This window comes from Novosphingobium anseongense, from assembly GCF_037482895.1.
GTDB classification, from domain to species: domain Bacteria; phylum Pseudomonadota; class Alphaproteobacteria; order Sphingomonadales; family Sphingomonadaceae; genus Novosphingobium; species Novosphingobium anseongense.
The window spans coordinates 1-16,928 of sequence record NZ_JBBHJZ010000002.1 but is presented as its reverse complement, the minus strand read 5'-3'; the positions used below and the strand labels follow the sequence as shown (position 1 = coordinate 16,928).

The following is a 16,928-nucleotide window of genomic DNA, read 5'->3' as shown; positions in this document are numbered from 1 at the left end:
TGCTGGACGATCACCGCTTCGTCCATGGTCCCCGATAGCTCAGCGGTAGAGCATTCGACTGTTAATCGAATGGCCGTAGGTTCGAATCCTACTCGGGGAGCCAGCGCATTACCCAAGCCTGCCTCGGCCCACTGAGCGGGCCTTTGCTGTCTTCTCTCAGGCGGTGAGCGCGGAAGTGGGGCCGTGGCACTTCTCTTCGATTTTGCTGCTCGCTTTGGCATCCCCGCTGCGGCGATCACGGGTAATGCGTGCGCCGCAGGAGCTCTCCGCATGTGCGGCCAGCGGCCACGTCGGAATTGCAATACGCAATTTTACCGTAACCCGCTGAAACCATTTCCGATTGGCGGCGTTTTGGAACCGGAATGCGCGCGCATCACCTCCAAATTTCTGTGCTTGGTTCAAGATCTTGATCTGAATCAATATATCGGAATTGGATAAGTTGCAGCATTGCTGTCTAAGTATAAAGTTCAGCGGTGGTTAATTTGTCCAAGATTAACGAGATGTTCTTCAATGAACTGTGAGGTTCACCCCTAGTTGGTTATTCGTTTTGGGGATGCGTCACCAGGGGCTGTGTCAAAATGAGCCTGGCGACTTGATCTGGCAGAAACTAACTAGTGCGCGATTAGCAATGTGTGATAAATCAGTGACGACGAGTCGTTGGGCATGTGCGCCAAGTCGATCGTCGAAGGGGGCTAGCGAGACTCGATGCAGGGCGAGCGGATTTTGGTTACCGGGGGCGCCGGTTTCATCGGTCGTGCAGTTGTTCGCGAACTTACTGCGCGCGGCTGCAGGGTTAGGGTGCTCGATTCTCTCATCGACCAAGTTCATTCAGGTCAAGGCTGGCCCGATCTTGAAAGTGACGATCGTGTTCTCGCCGATATTCGCGATGCGGATGCGCTACGCGCTGCATTGGCGGGCGTAGACCGGGTTGTGCATCTCGCTGCTGAGGTCGGCGTCGGTCAGAGCATGTATGCGATCGAGCGCTACACGTCGGTGAACGACCTCGGCACAGCCGTGCTCATGGAGGTCCTGTCGCAGCAGCCGGTTCAACGTATCGTGACTGCATCCTCGATGAGCATATATGGCGAAGGCCTTTACATCGACGTCGACGGCGCGGTGCAGGAGGATGTCGTTCGAGACGGTGCTGCTCTCGCCCTTGGGCAATGGGATCCGGTCGACTCGCATGGACGGCCCTTAAAGCCACTTCCGACACCCGAGACGAAGCGTCCAAACCTCGCATCAGTTTATGCCATAGGCAAATATGTCCAGGAAAAGCTGACGATGACGGTCGCGCCCGCCTACGGGATGACGGCATCGTCTTTGCGCTTGTGGAACGTGTTTGGCCCGGGACAGGCCCTATCAAACCCTTACACGGGCGTGCTTGCGATTTTCGCGTCGCGGATCGCAAGCGGACAGCCGCCCTTGGTTTTTGAGGATGGCGAACAGCTTCGCGACTTTGTCCACGTTGACGATGTTGCTCGGGCTTTCGTGTTGGCCCTTGAAGGGAAAACGGAATGCGATGGCGTGTTCAACGTCTCGAGCGGCCAGCCTCGTACGGTGAACTCCGTTGCAAAGGCTCTTGCGACGGCAATGGGGTCCAGCATCGAACCAGAATTGGTTGGCAAAGGTCGTGTCGGAGACATCCGCCACTGTATTGCCGATGTGACGAAGTCCAGCGATGTCCTGGGTTTCAATCCTAAAGAAGATTTTTCCGCTCGTTTGGTCGATTTGGCTGAATGGGTGGTTACGCAAAATATAAATGACCGGGTCAGCGAAGCCAAAAATGAACTCGAGTTGCGCGGATTGGTGACATAACCAGTCCCGCCTGAAAATAGAGGGAATGTATGACCGCCATTCTGAGGAAGGGCCGCGCGCTTGTAGCGGGCGGCGCCGGGTTTCTTGGTTCTCATCTCTGTGAAGCTCTTCTCGAGCAGGGGATGGAAGTCATTTGTGTCGACAATTTCATGTCTGGCCATCTCGCCAACTTAGAGGGCGCGCTGACACATCCCAAGTTCAGCTATCTTGAGGCTGATGTTTCCGCCCCATTGCCCGCTGAGGTAATGGAGCGACATTTCGATGAGATTTATAATCTCGCTTGTCCTGCTTCGCCTCCCATTTATCAGCGCGACCCAGAGCACACTCTTCTTACTAGCGTTCTTGGCACACACCAGTTGTTGCAACTGGCCGAGCGCACCGGTGCCCGCTTCCTGCTTACGTCGACGAGTGAGATCTACGGCGAACCGCTTGAGCATCCGCAGCGCGAGACCTATCGCGGCAATGTGAACCCTATCGGGCCACGCGCTTGCTATGACGAAGGCAAGCGGGCCGCGGAAACCCTGGCATTCGATTTCGAGAGGATGGGCCGTGTGCAGGTCCGTGTGGTTCGGATCTTCAATACCTATGGTCCGCGTCTGGCACCCGACGACGGCCGTGTGGTCTCGAACCTCATCAAGCAAATCCAGGGCGGTGGAAGTCTCACCATCTATGGCGATGGGCTCCAGACCCGGTCCTTTTGCTTCGTGGCTGATATGATCGCAGGGTTGATCACCATGATGCGATATGAGGGGGAGCAGCCGGGACCGATCAACCTTGGTAACCCGGAAGAGGTAAGCATCCTCGAGCTGGCCCAGAGGATCTCGCAGCTCACGGGCGTTCCGATCGACCTGGAATTCCTGCCGCGGCCTTGTGATGATCCCCATCGTCGTCGACCCGATATCACAAAGGCTAAAACCGTGCTGGGTTGGCAGCCCACGGTCAGCCTTGACCAAGGGCTGGCTTCCACGATCTCTTGGTTTAAAACAGGCAGCGACGCTGATCCGCTGGTGACCTCAGGTTTGGAGGTCCTCCAATGATCGAGATGCAAGGTAGATCGTTCCGCCCGCCGTTCGTAGAACGATCCATGGCGCCTTCGGGCTGGACGGCATCGGTATCGGCGCCGGTTGACCTCGACGACGGTGTCCAGGCGCCTCTCCAGGCTTACGCCGATGGATTGCGCGTTCGCTTTGGCGCGACCGCAGTCGCATTCGTCTGGCACGATGAACTTGCCGGGGCGAAATGTATTGCCACGAGTGGCGTCTTGTCGGTTTCGAAGGTGATGCGCTCGCTTTCGGCTAGATCCTGGGCCCGCGGCGAGAAGCCGCAGCCGCGTTGGCAGTGGAGTCGCTTGCCTGATTGCACCGATGATTGGCTGCAGATCGAGTTTCCGCTCGCGAGTGGGAGTGTGACCGTCGTCGGTTCGGTTGCTGACGACCTTTACGGCCGGGAGCGACTGGAGCTGGCGTTGCCGGAGCTGGTAGAAGAGGCGGCCCCCTTTTTCCACCTGTGCGAGGTCACCCTCAGAAGCCAGGCGTCCGCAGGCCGACTACGGGCGGCGGCGAATCTGTCCGCGGTCGGAATCGTGATTGTCGACGCTTATGCGAACGTATTGTTTGCAAACGATGCCGCGGAACGGATCTGTGATGAGAGTAGGGCGCTGCGTCTCACCGATGACGTCATCCGTGCAACAGCCCTAAGCGACAGTCTGCGCCTCCAAGCGGCAATCGAGCATGTCGTTTCCGGGCGGGACTCAAGCACCCTAGAGGCGCCGGTCATCGCGCTAAACCGAGCACGCGGACGCCCTGTCATGTTGTCTGTGAACCCGATGGGGTCTTCGGCGCTGCAAAATGACCAGGCCGCGGCTATCCTGTGCATATTCGATCCGGAATGTAATTTTGCCTCGTCGATCAAGCCCGCATGCGAGTTTCATCGTCTCTCAGCGATGGAAAGCAGGGTGGCCGAGTTGATGGTGAAAGGTCACAGCATCACGGAAGCGGCCGACCGGCTGGGAATCAAAGAGTACACCGCCCGCTCTTACCTCAAGCAAATTTTCCAAAAGACTGGGACGAATCGCCAGGGCGAACTTGTCGCCCTCCTGCTTCGCGCATCCGTTCAGACTGTCCCGCAACGGAACATGCGATTGGTCGACTAAATTTCGAAACCGCCATTTGAGGGTGGCGAATCCTGCCATGCGGGGGAAGCGGAATCGAAAGAGGTTTATTATTAGTTAATGGTGCCCGAGTGGCGCCACACATGTGGGGGCTGATCCGCGCAGTGTGTGCAAACCCAGGAGAGTTTGAGATGAAGATTCAATTCCTTAAGGCTTGCTCAGTCGCTGCGCTCGCAATCGCGATGCCCTCCATCGCCCACGCTGATGTTAGCGCCGGGCAGAACGGAGCGCAGGGCGGCTCGAGCGCCACGTCCGACTCGAACAACAACAACTCGCAGCAAAACGATAGCTCGGACAATTCCAACCAGGGCAGCAGCAACCTGTCGGGCAACGTTGTCAATTCGAACAACAGCACCCCGATCAACGCCACGGACAATTCGAACCAGGGCAATAACTCGGGCAACAACAATTCGCAGAACTACAACGTGCCGGTTGATGTCGCGCTGACCGACAGCCTCAACGACAATTCGAACCAGGGCAATGGCAGCAACAATGCCACTGCGACGGACACCAACAACGACAAGTCGATCAACACCGATGTCGCGCTGACCGACAGCCTGAACAACAATTCGAACCAGGGCAACGACCAGTCCGACAATTCGAACCAGGGCAACGGCAGCAACAACGACCAGTCGCAGAACACCGACCTGGCCGTTGGCATCACCGACAGCTTCAAGGATCAGTCGAACACCAACAGCGGTAACGACAATTCGAACAGCTCGACGAACAACAGCAACAACGATCAGTCGCAGAATACTGATCTTGCTGTTGCCGATGTGGCAAACAACAAGTCGACCAACAACAGCAACAACGACCAGTCGCAGAAGAACGACAACTCGTCGGGCGCTTCGGGCGGCCGCGTTGCTGCTAACAACGGTGGCCAAGCTACGGACGAGTCGACCAACGTTGATGTCGCAATCAGCGACAGCCTCAACAACTCGTCGACCAACGGCAGCAACAACGACAACTCGGAGCAGAACGACAACCGTCAGAACACGGAGTTCGCTCTCTCGGTTGCTGACAGCTTCAACGACAACTCGGACTCGTCGGGCGTCAGCAACGGTGCCGCCCGCACGCAGAATGCGTTCGGTAACAATGCCGTCGTCGCCACCAGCACGCTCGCAAGCCTGGTGACCGGCGTCAACGTGACGTTCAACGGTTCGTCCAGCGCTTCGGACGGTACCACTGACAACTCGCTCTCGGTTGGCGGTAACGCGTTCCAGGCGTTCGCCGGCGTTCAGGCTCTCAACCAGAACACGGGTGTCGGTGCTTCGCAGAACGCAAACGTTTCGATCGCCGCTCGCACGGGCGACGTGAACTTCTAATGTAGTGAGGCCGGCACCTTTAAAGTGCCGGCCTTTCTTTTTTCGGTTGGGAATGCTCATGCACGCTCTTCGCCTCAGGGCGCTTACTAGTGCCGCGCTCACGCTTGCGACGCCTCAACTGGCGATGGCCAATCCTGCTGACGGTTTTAATGGCCTCTCCTTGGAATATGGCGCGTCTGCCGCCGAACTCGACGCCGCGGCTCACGATGTTCTGAACCTCGACGTCGGCTTGCGCGATCCCTCACCGTTCGGGGAGTCCGCGATTGATGACGGCGCACTGCATCGGATCGCTGGACGCGAAGATCTGAATCAGCTGTCTTACGCTGAGCAGGTTGCCGGTGTGACCAAGAATTCGATTGGCGACAACTCGACCACAGGTAGCGCTCAGATCTCGGACAACGCTTTCCAGAACCTGTCGGGGCTTTCGATCCTGAACGTCAACACGGGTAATAACGTGGCCATCAATGCCGCAATGAACGTCAATATTTCTTTCAACGCGCAGCCTTGAGACGCGATGTGCGCGGCCTTCTGCTAGTCGCGCTTGCAGGCGCACTGGCCGGCTGTGCAACCGGCCCTCGGGATCAGGTCCGCTTCTTCGTAAGCGCAGCGCCGGTAGGCGACTATTCTGTTGCCCTGCGCAGCGTGGAAGACATGCGTTTCACCGGCATCGTGCGGCAGCGTTTTGACTTCAGCTGCGGTTCTGCCGCGCTGGCAACGCTCCTCCGCTACCATTACAATTTCAACGTTCGTGAAGATAACGCCTTTCGGGGTATGTGGGCTCGGGGCGACCAGGCGCAGATCCGCAGGTTAGGCTTCTCGCTCCTCGATATGAAGAGCTGGCTCGCGAGCCGCGGTCTCCAGGCCGATGGCTACAAGGTTTCCTTGGAGGACGTCGAGAAGACCGGGCTGCCGGGTATCGCGCTCATATCCATAAAAAATTATCGTCACTTCGTGGTCGTAAAAGGCATCCGTGGGGACGAGGTCCTGGTCGGTGACCCATCTTCGGGTCTCACCGCCATGCCGCGCAAGGAATTCCTAACGGTCTGGAACGGCGTGTACTTTATCTTGAACGACGAGCAGCTGCAGGCAAAGACCCGGTTTAACCGGAACGGGGAGTGGGTCTCCTTTGCTCGAGCGCCGGTCGGGCGGCCATTCTCCGAGCCGCTCAGCCTTCAGGCGCTTTCATTAACCGCTCCTTTTTATGGTGACATCTCATGAGCTGGTTGATGCCTCTTTTGCTTTCGCAGGCGATGGCGACGCCCTTTTCGGCTTTTCCCGTTGCGGACGAGGAATTGGCGCAGATGCGAGGTGGCTTTAGCCTACCAAACGGCATCGACGTCGCTCTCGCGGTTCAGACCCAAACGACCATAGACGGTGCGATTGTTCTAAGAACGGTCTTCCAGGCGAGCGAAGGACCTGCTTCCTTTGCTGCCTACGTTCCGGCAGCTGGTCAGAACGCTGCGGATGCCAACGTTTCGCAAAAGGCTCAAACATCGAGTACCACTCCGGTGGCCATAGAATTCGACAACCGGAACGGCTTTCGATTTTCTCCTGGCGTACCCCTGCCTGTGGTCGGTTCGGGGAGCCAGAGCGAAAAGATCGCGGAGGGCACGCCTGCAGGCTTTTCAGAGATCGGGGCAAATGGTCCGACCGTCACAAGCGCGGGTGTTGTGACGTTGTCAAAGATTGGCTCGTCCTATACCGCCACGCTGGATGACACGATGCTTCGGGTGACGCACCTCGCGGGACAAGCGTTTGGCAGCATCGTAGCGAATTCTGCAGATAACAAGGCTATCGACGTCGAGACCACAATCGACTTAAATCTCTCCGGGGCTAGCCCCGATGTCTTGGGATCGGCTATGTTTCGCGTTGAGAACACTGCCCTAGATGCGCTGAGGTCTCGTAATCAATGAAGTTGAGCAGCCGGTTGCGCCTGAGTTTTGGGTCGACAGTTAGTGCTATCGGGCTCGTCATCACTACCCCCGCGCTCGCGCAGGTCGAGCCAGCAGCGAGTACGTCCGTGCAAGGGCAACTCGATGCTGCGATGGCTTTGATACGTGAACAATCGAGGCGAATTGACAGCCAAGCTGCCGAGATTGCGGCTCTGCGAGCGAGGCTTGACGCCAATGGTGTACCACCTGTCGCTGGCGCTCGTACTGCGAATGGCGGTTCGCCAACGAGCGTAGGGGCGACGGCCGCACCTGTCGCACCCAATCGGACGTCTCCAGCCGCCGGGGCGCTCGCGCAGCAATCCTCAATCACACCTCTCGAAAGAGTCGGACAGGCACCTGAGGACTCTGATCGCCCCCTTGAGATCGCCGTCCTGGACAGCCAGGGAAGCGTGGTCTCTAGGAAAGGTCAGCTGACGGGCGAAGTTCAGTTCGATTATGCGCGCTCCGATCGCAGCCGCGCGGTGTTTCGCGGTATCGAGCTAATCGAATCCATTCTGGTAGGCGTATTCGATATCAACGAAAGCCGGCAGGACGTGCTGACGGCTTCTGGTTCGCTACGCTATGGACTTACGAAACGGCTAGAGGTCGGCGTCCGGGTGCCGTATGTCTACCGGTCTGACACGTCGATCGTCACCCCGATTGCGGGAAGCACCAACGATGACGCGGCTGCCACGATCGATTCCTCGGTCAAAGGCAACGGGATCGGCGACATCGAGGTCAGTGCCCGATATCAGATCCGGGATGGCAAGAATGGCTCGCCCTACCTCATCGCTAATCTGCAAGGTATCCTCCCGACCGGTCGAGATCCCTTTTCGATCCCCCGCGACTCGCTTGGTCGTGCGACGGCTGCTGCGACGGGGTCTGGTTTCTACGGAATAGCTCCGAGCATAACAGCGATCCTCCCTAGTGATCCCGTAGTCCTCTTTGGCACCCTCGGATACACGTTCAATCTCGGGAAGGCCGTCAACACACGGCTTCCTCCGGTCATCATCAGCTACGTGGATCCTGGAGACTCGATTTCCCTATCCGCTGGCATTGGTATCGCCTTCAATCAGCGGGCGACGCTCAATATCGGGTATGCCCACAGCTGGGCGTTCGGGACCAAGACCCGTACTCGGCTCATCGACCCGACGCCCGAATGGCCTGGCGAACGTCAGACCACGTCGCGCCAACTTCAGATTGGACGCCTTCTTTTCGGCGTGACTTATAGAGTTTCAGACAGAGCAAGCCTCAACTGGTCGGTCGAAGCTGGGGCGACCGAGGATGCAACGGATGTGCGCACGTCGTTGCGTATTCCGCTGGTCTTGCTGTCTGGTGGATAATACACAAAGGGGGCGCTGCGCGTGTCGGATTCGCTACTGACGACCATATTGGTCGTTCTATTTATCGCCTCCCAGGTCCTGTACCTCTGCTCATTCTTCGTTGAGGGTTACTTCTACACTCGCCCAGTGAATTGGGTCGACGAAGAAGAAGCGATTCCGCCGGGAGAGACGCTTCCCTACATCGTCCTGCTCTACCCGGTCCTGCGCGAGCTTGAGACAACGATGCGCACGACCTTCAAAGCTCTTGCGAAACTTGACTATCCGGCGGACCGCTTTGAGATCGTCGCAATCCCAAACCATGACGACGCGTCCACGATCGACTCGTTGGAGCGCCTGTCGGAGGAGTTTACATTCCTCAAGGTCATGCCGATTCCCCCGACGAGCGATCCGAGTTGGGAGGTCGTGTGGGCACAGTGGGAATCGAACCCGAAAGCCTATTGGTGGCATGCGGGCAACAGAGCGAAGCAGCGCGATCTTCCCGCAAAGAAGACTCGTCAGATGATATACGCCTTCTACCAGATTGCGGATCGCCGCGGTGGTGGCGAAGATTTCCTACTTAACTACATCGACGCTGACAGCGCGCCGGCACCGAACCATTTCCTCTCCGGTGCGCGTGGCATCCGCCATTATGACGTGCTGCAGTCGACCAACGTCGCCGGCAATCTCAACTCCAGCCTCGCGGCTAGCTTTCACGCTTTCGACCATATGATCTGGGATGGCCGAAAGTACGCCCACATGACCGCAAACGGTCGTCACCCCTTTTGGGTGTTGGGTAAGGGGTTGTTCTTCAAAGGCTCCGATCTTGTCGCGCTGGGGGGCTTTAACCCTTGGACCGCCATCGAAGATCCGGAAGTCGGCATGCGTTTCTGGAAAAATGGCCGCCGACTGGGTATGATTGCGACGCCCTTGATTGAAGAGGTGCCCGAGACATTCGGTCACGGCATCACCCAGCGAAAGCGTTGGGTGGCGGGCTTCTTCCAAAGCTTGACGACGCCCCTCAAGGCCATGGATTTCACCTTCACCGAGAAGTTGCGCGCTTGGTTGAACTTCGCGCCGTGCCTCTCACTGGCCTTCAATATCGTCGGTTTGCCTGTCGGCATCTGGGCCTTGGTGACTTGGATTAATGGCACCGGTCCTTTGCCCGAATGGACCTACGTACTGGCCGGGATCAATATGGCGATCTACGTGATAATGATGGGATCGCAGTACTGGCTCACCTGGAAACGCACGAAGCTGGTCCTCGATCGTAAGCGCGACCGCCTGTATTATATCCTGCGCGTCAATCCGCTCTTCATCTGGATCTGGTGGTTCATCTGGTTGGTGCCGCTTTGGATCGGATGGGGTATGTATCGCCGAGATCACGGCCTGACCTGGGAGCGCACCGAGAAGATCGACGCGAATGCAGAACTGGTTCGTCGCAGGCTTGGCGAGACGTCGCGGAGTTCGCCTCCGGGCAGGGCGGTATGAACGACGTCAAGATCGGCCGGGTTCAAGGCCAAATCGAGATTAGGAGTAGAATGATGGGGGTTTGGTCGCGGCCGCTCGCGCTGATCGTTGCATGTTGTATCGCGCCTGGGGTTGCCCATGCCCAGGCGTTCACCCAGCCAGCTGGCCAAGGTCGCGTCATCACAAGCGTGATCCACACGAAGAGCGACAAGATCTTCGATGACAACGGCGCCGCAACAGATGTTCCGGACATCAGCAAGACGGAGATTTATCTTCAGGGCGAGTACGGCGTGACCGACGACCTCACTGTGCTGCTGACCCCGAGCTTCCGGTTTATCTCCGTGGAGGGTGGGGCGGATAGCGCCAACCTCGGGTACACGGATATCGGCGCTCGCTACCGCGTTTTAAATGACGATAATGTCGTTCTTTCCTTGCAGGGGAAGGTCAGGATTCCAGGCCAAACGCAGCGCAACTCTTTGGCACAGATCGGGCAGACTGATGCGGAGTACGATTTTCGCGGACAGTTGGCCTATACCTTTGGCCAGGGTAGCTTCGTGTCCGTGGAATCGGGGTATCGCGTGCGGGCCGGCGAGCCCCCCAACGAATTCCACGTCGACGCCACTGTCGGTATCAGAGCGTCAGAGAAATTTCTGATCACTGCCAACAGCTTCAACGTTATTTCCGATGGCCGGGGAAGCGGCATTTTTTCTTCGCCGCACCGGTATCATAACCTCTTTCTTGGAGGCGCATATGACGTCTCGTCGCATGTAACGCTGCAACTGGGTGTCACCGGTACGATCGATGGTCGTAATGCGCTGCGAGAGCGCGGCGCCTTCGCAAGCGTCTGGACGCGGTTCTAACCGAGCTCGGGTCAGGCTCGGGCTGGTTGGCCCGCCTGACCTGCCTTTGCGATCGCCGCTTGAATGACCTGATTCATCGGTTTCGGCGTCAGGTTGGCATCGTACGGAAGACCGCGGTTGATCGCAGCACTGTCAATGACACCGTCTGCCATCGCAGCTTCAGTTTCAGGCGACTTTTCCTGAAGCCAGCTGTGACGATCGCTCATCGACCAGGTCACGACGCTTGTCATCTTCGGCTGGTCGAGCGCCACGTCAAGAAAGGACGCGGTAAGATCCGCCACGCGGCGATCCCGCTCGTCGAGCGACAGGCTTCGATCATCTTCAAGGACATCGAGTTCGGTGACAGCCACCTCGACTTCGAGACTAACGAGATCGCTGAGAAACCTCGACATCCGCTTCTGCGGGATGTTGCCTTTGGCAAGCTCGAGGTGTCCCTGGATACCGACCATGTGCAAGGGCGCGCCTTGGGTCTTCAATTTTTCCACTAGCCGCAGCAAAGCGTTCCGGCGGCTTTCGTCGCCGGGATTGTCGTGCTCGATGCTGAACTCATTTATCATGAGCTTGGCATCAGGATCGAGCACGTGCGCGGTTTCCAAGGCGCGGCGGATATAGTCGTTGCCGTAGGCGCGCTGCATCGAGTTGCGGCGAATGCCCCGGTGTCCATCTTCGGTGTCGATCATCTCATTGACGACGATCCATTCGCGCATTTTCCCGCGATAGCGCGGCAAAAGCGATGCGAAATGTCGCTCGACGGTCGACCAGCTACGATCACGCGTCATTTCATCGCGCGCCCATTGCGGTGTCATCTGTTCCCAAAGCAAGGAATGACCGCGAACCATCATGTCATGCTTGCGCGCGAAAGCGGTGATCAGATCGAGATTGCCATACCATGGCTCTCCCCGGTTCCATTCCACGGCGCTCCATTGTCCATGATATTCGGGGACGAGGAGACTGCAGTCGCGTCGGATCGTGCGCTCGAGGTTGTCCCTGGCAACAAGCTGCTCGGGACGCACCGCGGTACCCAGTCGCACAGCTGTCGACTTCAGCTCAGCCTTTGAAGGCGACATGGCGATGCCTCGGCCCTCGGGAATGAACGCCATCGCCGTCATCCCAGCCAAGATGTCGCGGCGGGCTATCAATGCGGTCATCAAGCTCGTTCCACGCCGAAGGTTGGAGCGTGGAAAGATCGCACGGTTGGGTTAAGCGGTTGGTCATCACCGCTGGTAAACGGGCCGCTAAGGAATTGGGCGCAGCGCCGTCTTTAAGAGGCTCGATCGCCATCTAAGCCTGCCGTTGGGAAAGGGCGTCTAGGATTGCCGAATGCATCGGTTTCCGCCGCATATCAGTGTCGAACGGGAGCCCACGATTTCCGGCCGGAACGTCGAGCCAAGAGTATCGATCAGAGAGGCCCCAACAGGTGATGGAACCGACAGCACGGTTCTGAAGGGCAACGCTCAGGAAACTGCGCGTCGCTTCCGCAACCGCGCGATCGCGCTCTGCCACAGATCCATCGGAATCCTTTTCTTTCACGTCGAGTTCGCTGATGCGGACCTGCAAGCCCATCGCACCCAATTCGTCGAGGAACCGAGCAAACACGGCAGGATCGAAGTGGTGATGCTGCGATAGGTCAAGATGCGCCTGCACGCCCACGCAATCTAACGGGATGCCGTCGCGTCGTAGCTCGGCCAAGAGTTGCACGAGGCCGCGCCGCTTTCGCTCGTGTTCGGGCGTATTGTACTCGATGCCGTATTCATTGATGCACAGGACTGCCCTAGGCGCATGCCGACGGGCCGACACCAGGGCGCGCCGTATGTAATCGGGTCCGAAGGCATGCAGAAATGCTGACTGCCGCAGGCCATCTGGCTGTTCAGCCGGGCCGATGGGCTCGTTGATGACGTCCCAGCTTTCGACGCCGGAATACCGCCGGGCCATCGCCGCCACGAACCGCTCGATGCTGTCCCAGTCATCCTGCAGGCGCCCCGCCTTCATGGCCCAGTCTGGGATACTTCGGTGCCAAAGCAACGCGTGACCGTGAAGGCGCTTCTGGTGCGCATGCGCGAAATTGGCGACGGCATCCGCGTCCTGAAACTCGAATTGGCCCTCATGTCGCTCGACGTGCGACCATTTCATTTCAAGCTCAGCGGTCAGGGATCCGGTTTCGCGGAGAATCGCTTCGCATAGCGCCGCATCGCGAAGGTGCGCCGCGCTGACCGCAGCTCCGAAAAGCATTCGGCGTGAGCCCGCGACATCCTGCAAGAATGATCCCGCACCGACACGTGATGGCACGGGAACGGCCAGCGCTGCCAGTCCTACAAGGGCGTCGCGACGGCGCCATCGGTGCTGATAGCAATCGCGCGAGCTCTGAAGTTTCTTTGTGCTCAAAATAGATGATCCGCCGTGCCCGCCACGCCGATACTCGCGGATTTGGCGACGACCTACAAGGGATCGAGCTGAAAGGGCGGCGATGCAGATCAGCACCTGGGCATGCGAGGAGAAGGCAGCATCTCTTCTCCTCGCAAGCGTCGTCAGAGCCAGGTCGTCGAGGTTATTTCGATAGGCGACACCACCACCGGCACCAGATTGGCCAACGCGACGTGATGCAAAATCACTTCGCCGCCATTGTTGAACGTGATCTTGAGATCCGCTGAGCCGTCGCGATCGAAGTCCGAGACTTTCGTCGATTTTACCGTCGTTCCCGGATTGACCATCAGAGTGTCAACACCGACCTGGAAATCGAGAATTTCGTCTTTGCCGCCGTTCCATAGGAACGTGTCCGCCCCAGCGCCGCCGACGAGAATGTCATTGCCAGCATCACCAGCGAGTCGATCGTTGCCGGCCCCACCCTCGAGGCGATCGTTGCCAGCGCCGCCGAGCAAGATGTCATTGCCATCATCGCCGAACAGTTCGTCTTTCCCAGCCTCGCCGATCAGGCGGTCAGCCCCGCCACCGCCGCGCAGAGTGTCGTTACCTGCACGGCCTTCGATGGTCTCGTTTGCAGAGGTTCCCTTAAGATCGTCCGCGCGGCCGGTTCCGATCAAAGATTTCGACGCAACGCTTGTGCCCTCAAGGGTCACACGTGCCACGGCTGAACTCGTGCCACCTTCGGCATTGGTAACGGTGTAGCGGAAGCTGTCCGATGCCGTTTCGCCAACCTTCAGCCCCACGCTGGCGGCCGAACTCGAATAGGCTAGCGCCTTTGTCACGGGGTCGAAGGTGATCTGACCCAGGGTACCCGTCGTGTCGACGCCCGTAATCTTGAGACCGGTTCCGCCCGTGTCGTTGCTCAGCAGCTGGGTGTAAAGGTTGGCGAACGATGCGTCCGCTTTGACCTTAACGCTGTCATCACGGGCCACAGGCTGGATGGCTGGAGCAGGCGGAGTGACAGGCGTCGTCGGAACGGTCGGAGGCACAGGCTGCGTGCCCGTGGAAGAGCCCGGGACTGCCGGCACCGAGGGCGTTGTTCCGCCCGACACCGGAGCCGGAACATATACGCCGTCCTTTAGTGACAAAAGACCGTTGTCGAAGAATCGAACGAATTCCACGTCTTTCAGCACGGCATTTTGGTGAAGGCCGGCGTTCTCGGACAGCGAGGTGCGGCCGTCCGAAAGTTGTTTAACGACGTAATCCGAAAAGGATCCCAGGACGTTCACAACGTCGACGCCCGCGCCGCCATCGACCGCAATCGGCGATTTGGCAGTCCCAACATCATTGCGCGCTACCGCGTCATTCCAAGGCGCCGCGTCGAACACTGTATAACCGCCATTCCACTGGCTTACCGTGCCGCCGGCCCCACCGACCGGCAGGGCTTGCGCAAACGATCCGCCCGAAGAGGGCAAATATGTTGCGTTCTGTAGTTCGACGCCATTGACGGTCACCGAGTGGAAGAAGGTCGAGGAGCTGACTCCGGACACCGAAGCAGCGCTGGCGAAGCCTACTTTGAGCTCATTGATGGAGGTGAGAGTCGGAACGCTAAACGTGTAGGTCTGGGTCGTCGTAAAGTGAATGCCCTGCGGCGTCACATATCCGCTGTCGATGGGCTTGAGCGCCACTTGGCCGAAGTCCTGGCCATTGATGATCACGTTGATGACGGGCGCGGAGCCACTGAGAAGCGCACCGGTCAGCTTGATGGTCACTTCGGTTTCGAGCGTTGTCTCGAGCGACGCGCGCTTGCCGCTTTCGGCGATCCGGGCATTCTCTGCCGGATCGTACAGATACAAAGTATCGTCCGTCAGGCCGCTGGCCATATTGCGTTGGCCTGCCGCGATTATCGTCTCTCCGCCGAACCATGACGAAATGACCTGCTCAGCGGGCTTTCCAAAGAAGTTGTAGCTGCGCGAACCGTAGTCGTTTCCGAGGTCGGCAGGATCGTTGTTGAAAACATAGACTCCCTTCAGCCAACTGGGGGGATTGGTCGCCCACGTCGTGAAGAACGACTGCCACCAATCTGCCTGTTCGCCGAAATCGACAGCTGCCTTCGTGCCGATCGTGCCATCGGTGGTGGTCACGCGGTCGCTAGTACCGTCGAAGCTTGCCGCGCCGGTCTCGGTGAAGACGACCGGCTTGCCGACCACTTTGGCCATCTGGTCGAGGAAGGCGACGTAGTCCTGCTTGTTGCCGTAGACCGTAAAATTCCGCCAGGCGGCGTTGAGATCGGCCACGGTCGGATCATTCTTGGCAGCAAGGCTCGGGTAGACGTCGAACCCTGCGAAATCGAGCTTATCCCAAAAGCCGATCTGCGTGATCTCGTTGGAGCTGGAATTTGCCATCACGGGCGCCAGCGCCGCATAGGTCAGCTGGCCGCTGTAGACCTCGCGGATCGAGGCGATGATGTCGTTCCAGTATGAGGTATACTGCGGCTTCGTGGCGGCGACCATTTCGTTGCCGATCGAGAGCGCCGAGGCTCCGCTCTTTTCGGCGAGTTTGGCCCATTCAAGGATATGGGTCTTGTAGCTTGCGAAAAACGCCTTTGGGTCCTGGATCTGAAGATCCGGGTTCACCAGGTTGATCCAGGACGCAGCCGTGTAGCGAGCAAAGGCCGGGTCATTGGTGACGAGCTGGGGCTTCAGCGTTACCTCAAGGCCTGCTTCTTTGGCGATTTTAACCGCCGAAGCGACGTCCTCCATGCGAGCGGTCTGGTTAAACCCGTTCTCAATGACGCTGGTGATCTTGCTGCTTTTGAGGTCGACGTACGAAACGTTGCCCAGAACGACCGTGTTCGCGCCGCTTGCCGCTACGAGGCCGACATAGGTTTTCACGTCGTCATCGGCATAGCCGTCGATGCTGAAGGTTGAGAGGCTGATGCCTTGTACGTCGAAGGATGGGTGGTTCACGTGCGGCCTCGCTCTGAAATGGTGAGGCCCGAATGAAGCGAAATGCTGAAATAGGAGTGTCGAATCCGTGGTTAACGCTGATTAACGGCGTCTACATCGCGAAGAGACCCCGGGGACCTCGTCGAATTTCGCACAAGATCGAAGTTGAAGATTTGGTCCGTTCAGGAATGACATAGGAAAATAAATATCTAGTAACTCGATGGTTGGTTGCGATGAGACTGAATTTTTGTAGCGAGATATCGTCATAAAGGTATGGCATTGGCTAAAAGTTTAGCGACATTATTCGATGCTGGAATGACGATATATTGCATCAGATGAATCGTATATTTTTTTATATAGACTGCATAAAATTAGATATAAATTTCTGATGAAAAAAGCATGACGGTTTTTATTTAGTGAACTTAAAGAATGTGACTTCAGTGGCAACTGAAGAGATTTATGTCTATAAGGATGTAGGCAATTTAATAACAAGCGAGCTGTGTAAGGCATTCCGCGAGGGCCTCTTAGACTGCGGTAGAATTTATGCTTGTATAATCTGATGCGCAATGTGCTATCGTTAACCAAAACGATAAACTGTACTATGTTTGGTTTAGGAGATTGGGTGCTTTAATTTAATGAATCAGCCAGGGCTTGTCTCGTTCTGAAACATGGGTCGAGGAGGCTCATTGCGTCGCTCATGCGAAACGGCTAACCGCAAATGGCGACGGA

The 16,928-nt window shown here is 57.7% G+C and carries 14 protein-coding genes and 1 tRNA gene; 11 read left to right on the top strand and 4 right to left on the bottom strand.

Annotated elements, in window-relative coordinates; all coding sequences use genetic code 11:
• Positions 1–28 precede the first annotated feature (28 nt).
• Positions 29–103: transfer RNA gene (locus tag WG901_RS08745), tRNA-Asn, on the top strand.
• A gap of 53 nt (positions 104–156) precedes the next feature.
• Here WG901_RS08745 and WG901_RS08740 read toward each other — a convergent pair.
• Entirely contained in the window at positions 157–420 is a 264-nt protein-coding gene (locus WG901_RS08740) for a hypothetical protein (RefSeq protein WP_339586681.1), read from the bottom strand.
• Positions 421–705: 285 nt separating this feature from the next.
• Here WG901_RS08740 and WG901_RS08735 point away from each other — a divergent pair, with 285 nt between their 5' ends.
• From WG901_RS08735 to WG901_RS08690, 10 genes are all read left to right on the top strand, one after another.
• Positions 706–1,815: an NAD-dependent epimerase/dehydratase family protein gene (locus tag WG901_RS08735; RefSeq protein ID WP_339586680.1), complete on the top strand. Its 1,110-nt coding sequence runs from the start codon at positions 706–708 to the stop codon at positions 1,813–1,815.
• 29 nt (positions 1,816–1,844) lie between these two features.
• Positions 1,845–2,852, top strand: coding sequence for a UDP-glucuronic acid decarboxylase family protein (locus tag WG901_RS08730; RefSeq protein ID WP_339586679.1), 1,008 nt, complete (start codon positions 1,845–1,847; stop codon positions 2,850–2,852).
• Positions 2,849–3,967, top strand: a complete 1,119-nt coding sequence (locus tag WG901_RS08725) for a helix-turn-helix transcriptional regulator (protein WP_339586678.1) — start codon at positions 2,849–2,851, stop codon at positions 3,965–3,967. Before WG901_RS08730 ends, WG901_RS08725 begins: the two co-directional genes overlap by 4 nt.
• A gap of 200 nt (positions 3,968–4,167) precedes the next feature.
• Complete coding sequence (locus tag WG901_RS08720; protein WP_339586677.1) at positions 4,168–5,310, top strand: hypothetical protein; 1,143 nt, start codon at positions 4,168–4,170, stop codon at positions 5,308–5,310.
• A 124-nt stretch (positions 5,311–5,434) separates the two neighbouring features.
• On the top strand, positions 5,435–5,818 hold the full coding sequence (locus WG901_RS08715; RefSeq protein WP_339586676.1) for a hypothetical protein: 384 nt from the start codon (positions 5,435–5,437) through the stop codon (positions 5,816–5,818).
• An 8-nt stretch (positions 5,819–5,826) separates the two neighbouring features.
• Positions 5,827–6,528 carry a C39 family peptidase gene (locus tag WG901_RS08710; protein ID WP_339586675.1) on the top strand — a complete coding sequence of 234 codons (702 nt, stop codon included), beginning with the start codon at positions 5,827–5,829 and terminating at the stop codon, positions 6,526–6,528.
• Positions 6,525–7,223, top strand: a complete 699-nt coding sequence (locus WG901_RS08705; RefSeq protein WP_339586674.1) for a hypothetical protein — start codon at positions 6,525–6,527, stop codon at positions 7,221–7,223. Before WG901_RS08710 ends, WG901_RS08705 begins: the two co-directional genes overlap by 4 nt.
• Positions 7,224–7,651: 428 nt before the next feature.
• Positions 7,652–8,584: a transporter gene (locus tag WG901_RS08700; RefSeq protein ID WP_339586673.1), complete on the top strand. Its 933-nt coding sequence runs from the start codon at positions 7,652–7,654 to the stop codon at positions 8,582–8,584.
• Between the two features lie 21 nt (positions 8,585–8,605).
• The gene (locus WG901_RS08695) at positions 8,606–10,051 is read left to right on the top strand and encodes a glycosyltransferase family 2 protein (protein WP_339586672.1); all 1,446 of its coding nucleotides are present in this window, start codon (positions 8,606–8,608) and stop codon (positions 10,049–10,051) included.
• On the top strand, positions 10,048–10,890 hold the full coding sequence (locus WG901_RS08690; protein ID WP_339586671.1) for a transporter: 843 nt from the start codon (positions 10,048–10,050) through the stop codon (positions 10,888–10,890). Before WG901_RS08695 ends, WG901_RS08690 begins: the two co-directional genes overlap by 4 nt.
• Before the next feature lie 11 nt (positions 10,891–10,901).
• On the opposite strand, the gene WG901_RS08685 is transcribed toward WG901_RS08690, so the two are convergent.
• The 3 genes from WG901_RS08685 to WG901_RS08675 all read right to left on the bottom strand — a co-directional run bounded on the left by WG901_RS08685 (position 10,902) and on the right by WG901_RS08675 (position 16,220).
• A complete protein-coding gene (locus WG901_RS08685) occupies positions 10,902–12,038 on the bottom strand; it encodes an endo-1,4-beta-xylanase (protein WP_339586670.1) in 1,137 nt (378 codons plus the stop codon).
• Between the two features lie 133 nt (positions 12,039–12,171).
• Positions 12,172–13,176, bottom strand: a complete 1,005-nt coding sequence (locus WG901_RS08680) for an endo-1,4-beta-xylanase (protein WP_339587692.1) — start codon at positions 13,174–13,176, stop codon at positions 12,172–12,174.
• Between the two features lie 239 nt (positions 13,177–13,415).
• Entirely contained in the window at positions 13,416–16,220 is a 2,805-nt protein-coding gene (locus tag WG901_RS08675) for a glycoside hydrolase family 113 (protein ID WP_339586669.1), read from the bottom strand.
• Positions 16,221–16,928: the final 708 nt, after the last annotated feature.

Bases quoted from the DNA above. Each gene is read 5' to 3' on its own strand.
- WG901_RS08735 (WP_339586680.1), top strand. From the start codon at position 706: ATGCAGGGCGAGCGGATTTTGGTTACCGGGGGCGCCGGTTTCATCGGT.
- WG901_RS08730 (WP_339586679.1), top strand. From the start codon at position 1,845: ATGACCGCCATTCTGAGGAAGGGCCGCGCGCTTGTAGCGGGCGGCGCC.
- WG901_RS08725 (WP_339586678.1), top strand. From the start codon at position 2,849: ATGATCGAGATGCAAGGTAGATCGTTCCGCCCGCCGTTCGTAGAACGA.
- WG901_RS08720 (WP_339586677.1), top strand. From the start codon at position 4,168: ATGCCCTCCATCGCCCACGCTGATGTTAGCGCCGGGCAGAACGGAGCG.
- WG901_RS08715 (WP_339586676.1), top strand. From the start codon at position 5,435: ATGGCCAATCCTGCTGACGGTTTTAATGGCCTCTCCTTGGAATATGGC.
- WG901_RS08705 (WP_339586674.1), top strand. From the start codon at position 6,525: ATGAGCTGGTTGATGCCTCTTTTGCTTTCGCAGGCGATGGCGACGCCC.
- WG901_RS08690 (WP_339586671.1), top strand. From the start codon at position 10,048: ATGAACGACGTCAAGATCGGCCGGGTTCAAGGCCAAATCGAGATTAGG.
- WG901_RS08685 (WP_339586670.1), bottom strand. From the start codon at position 12,038: ATGACCGCATTGATAGCCCGCCGCGACATCTTGGCTGGGATGACGGCG.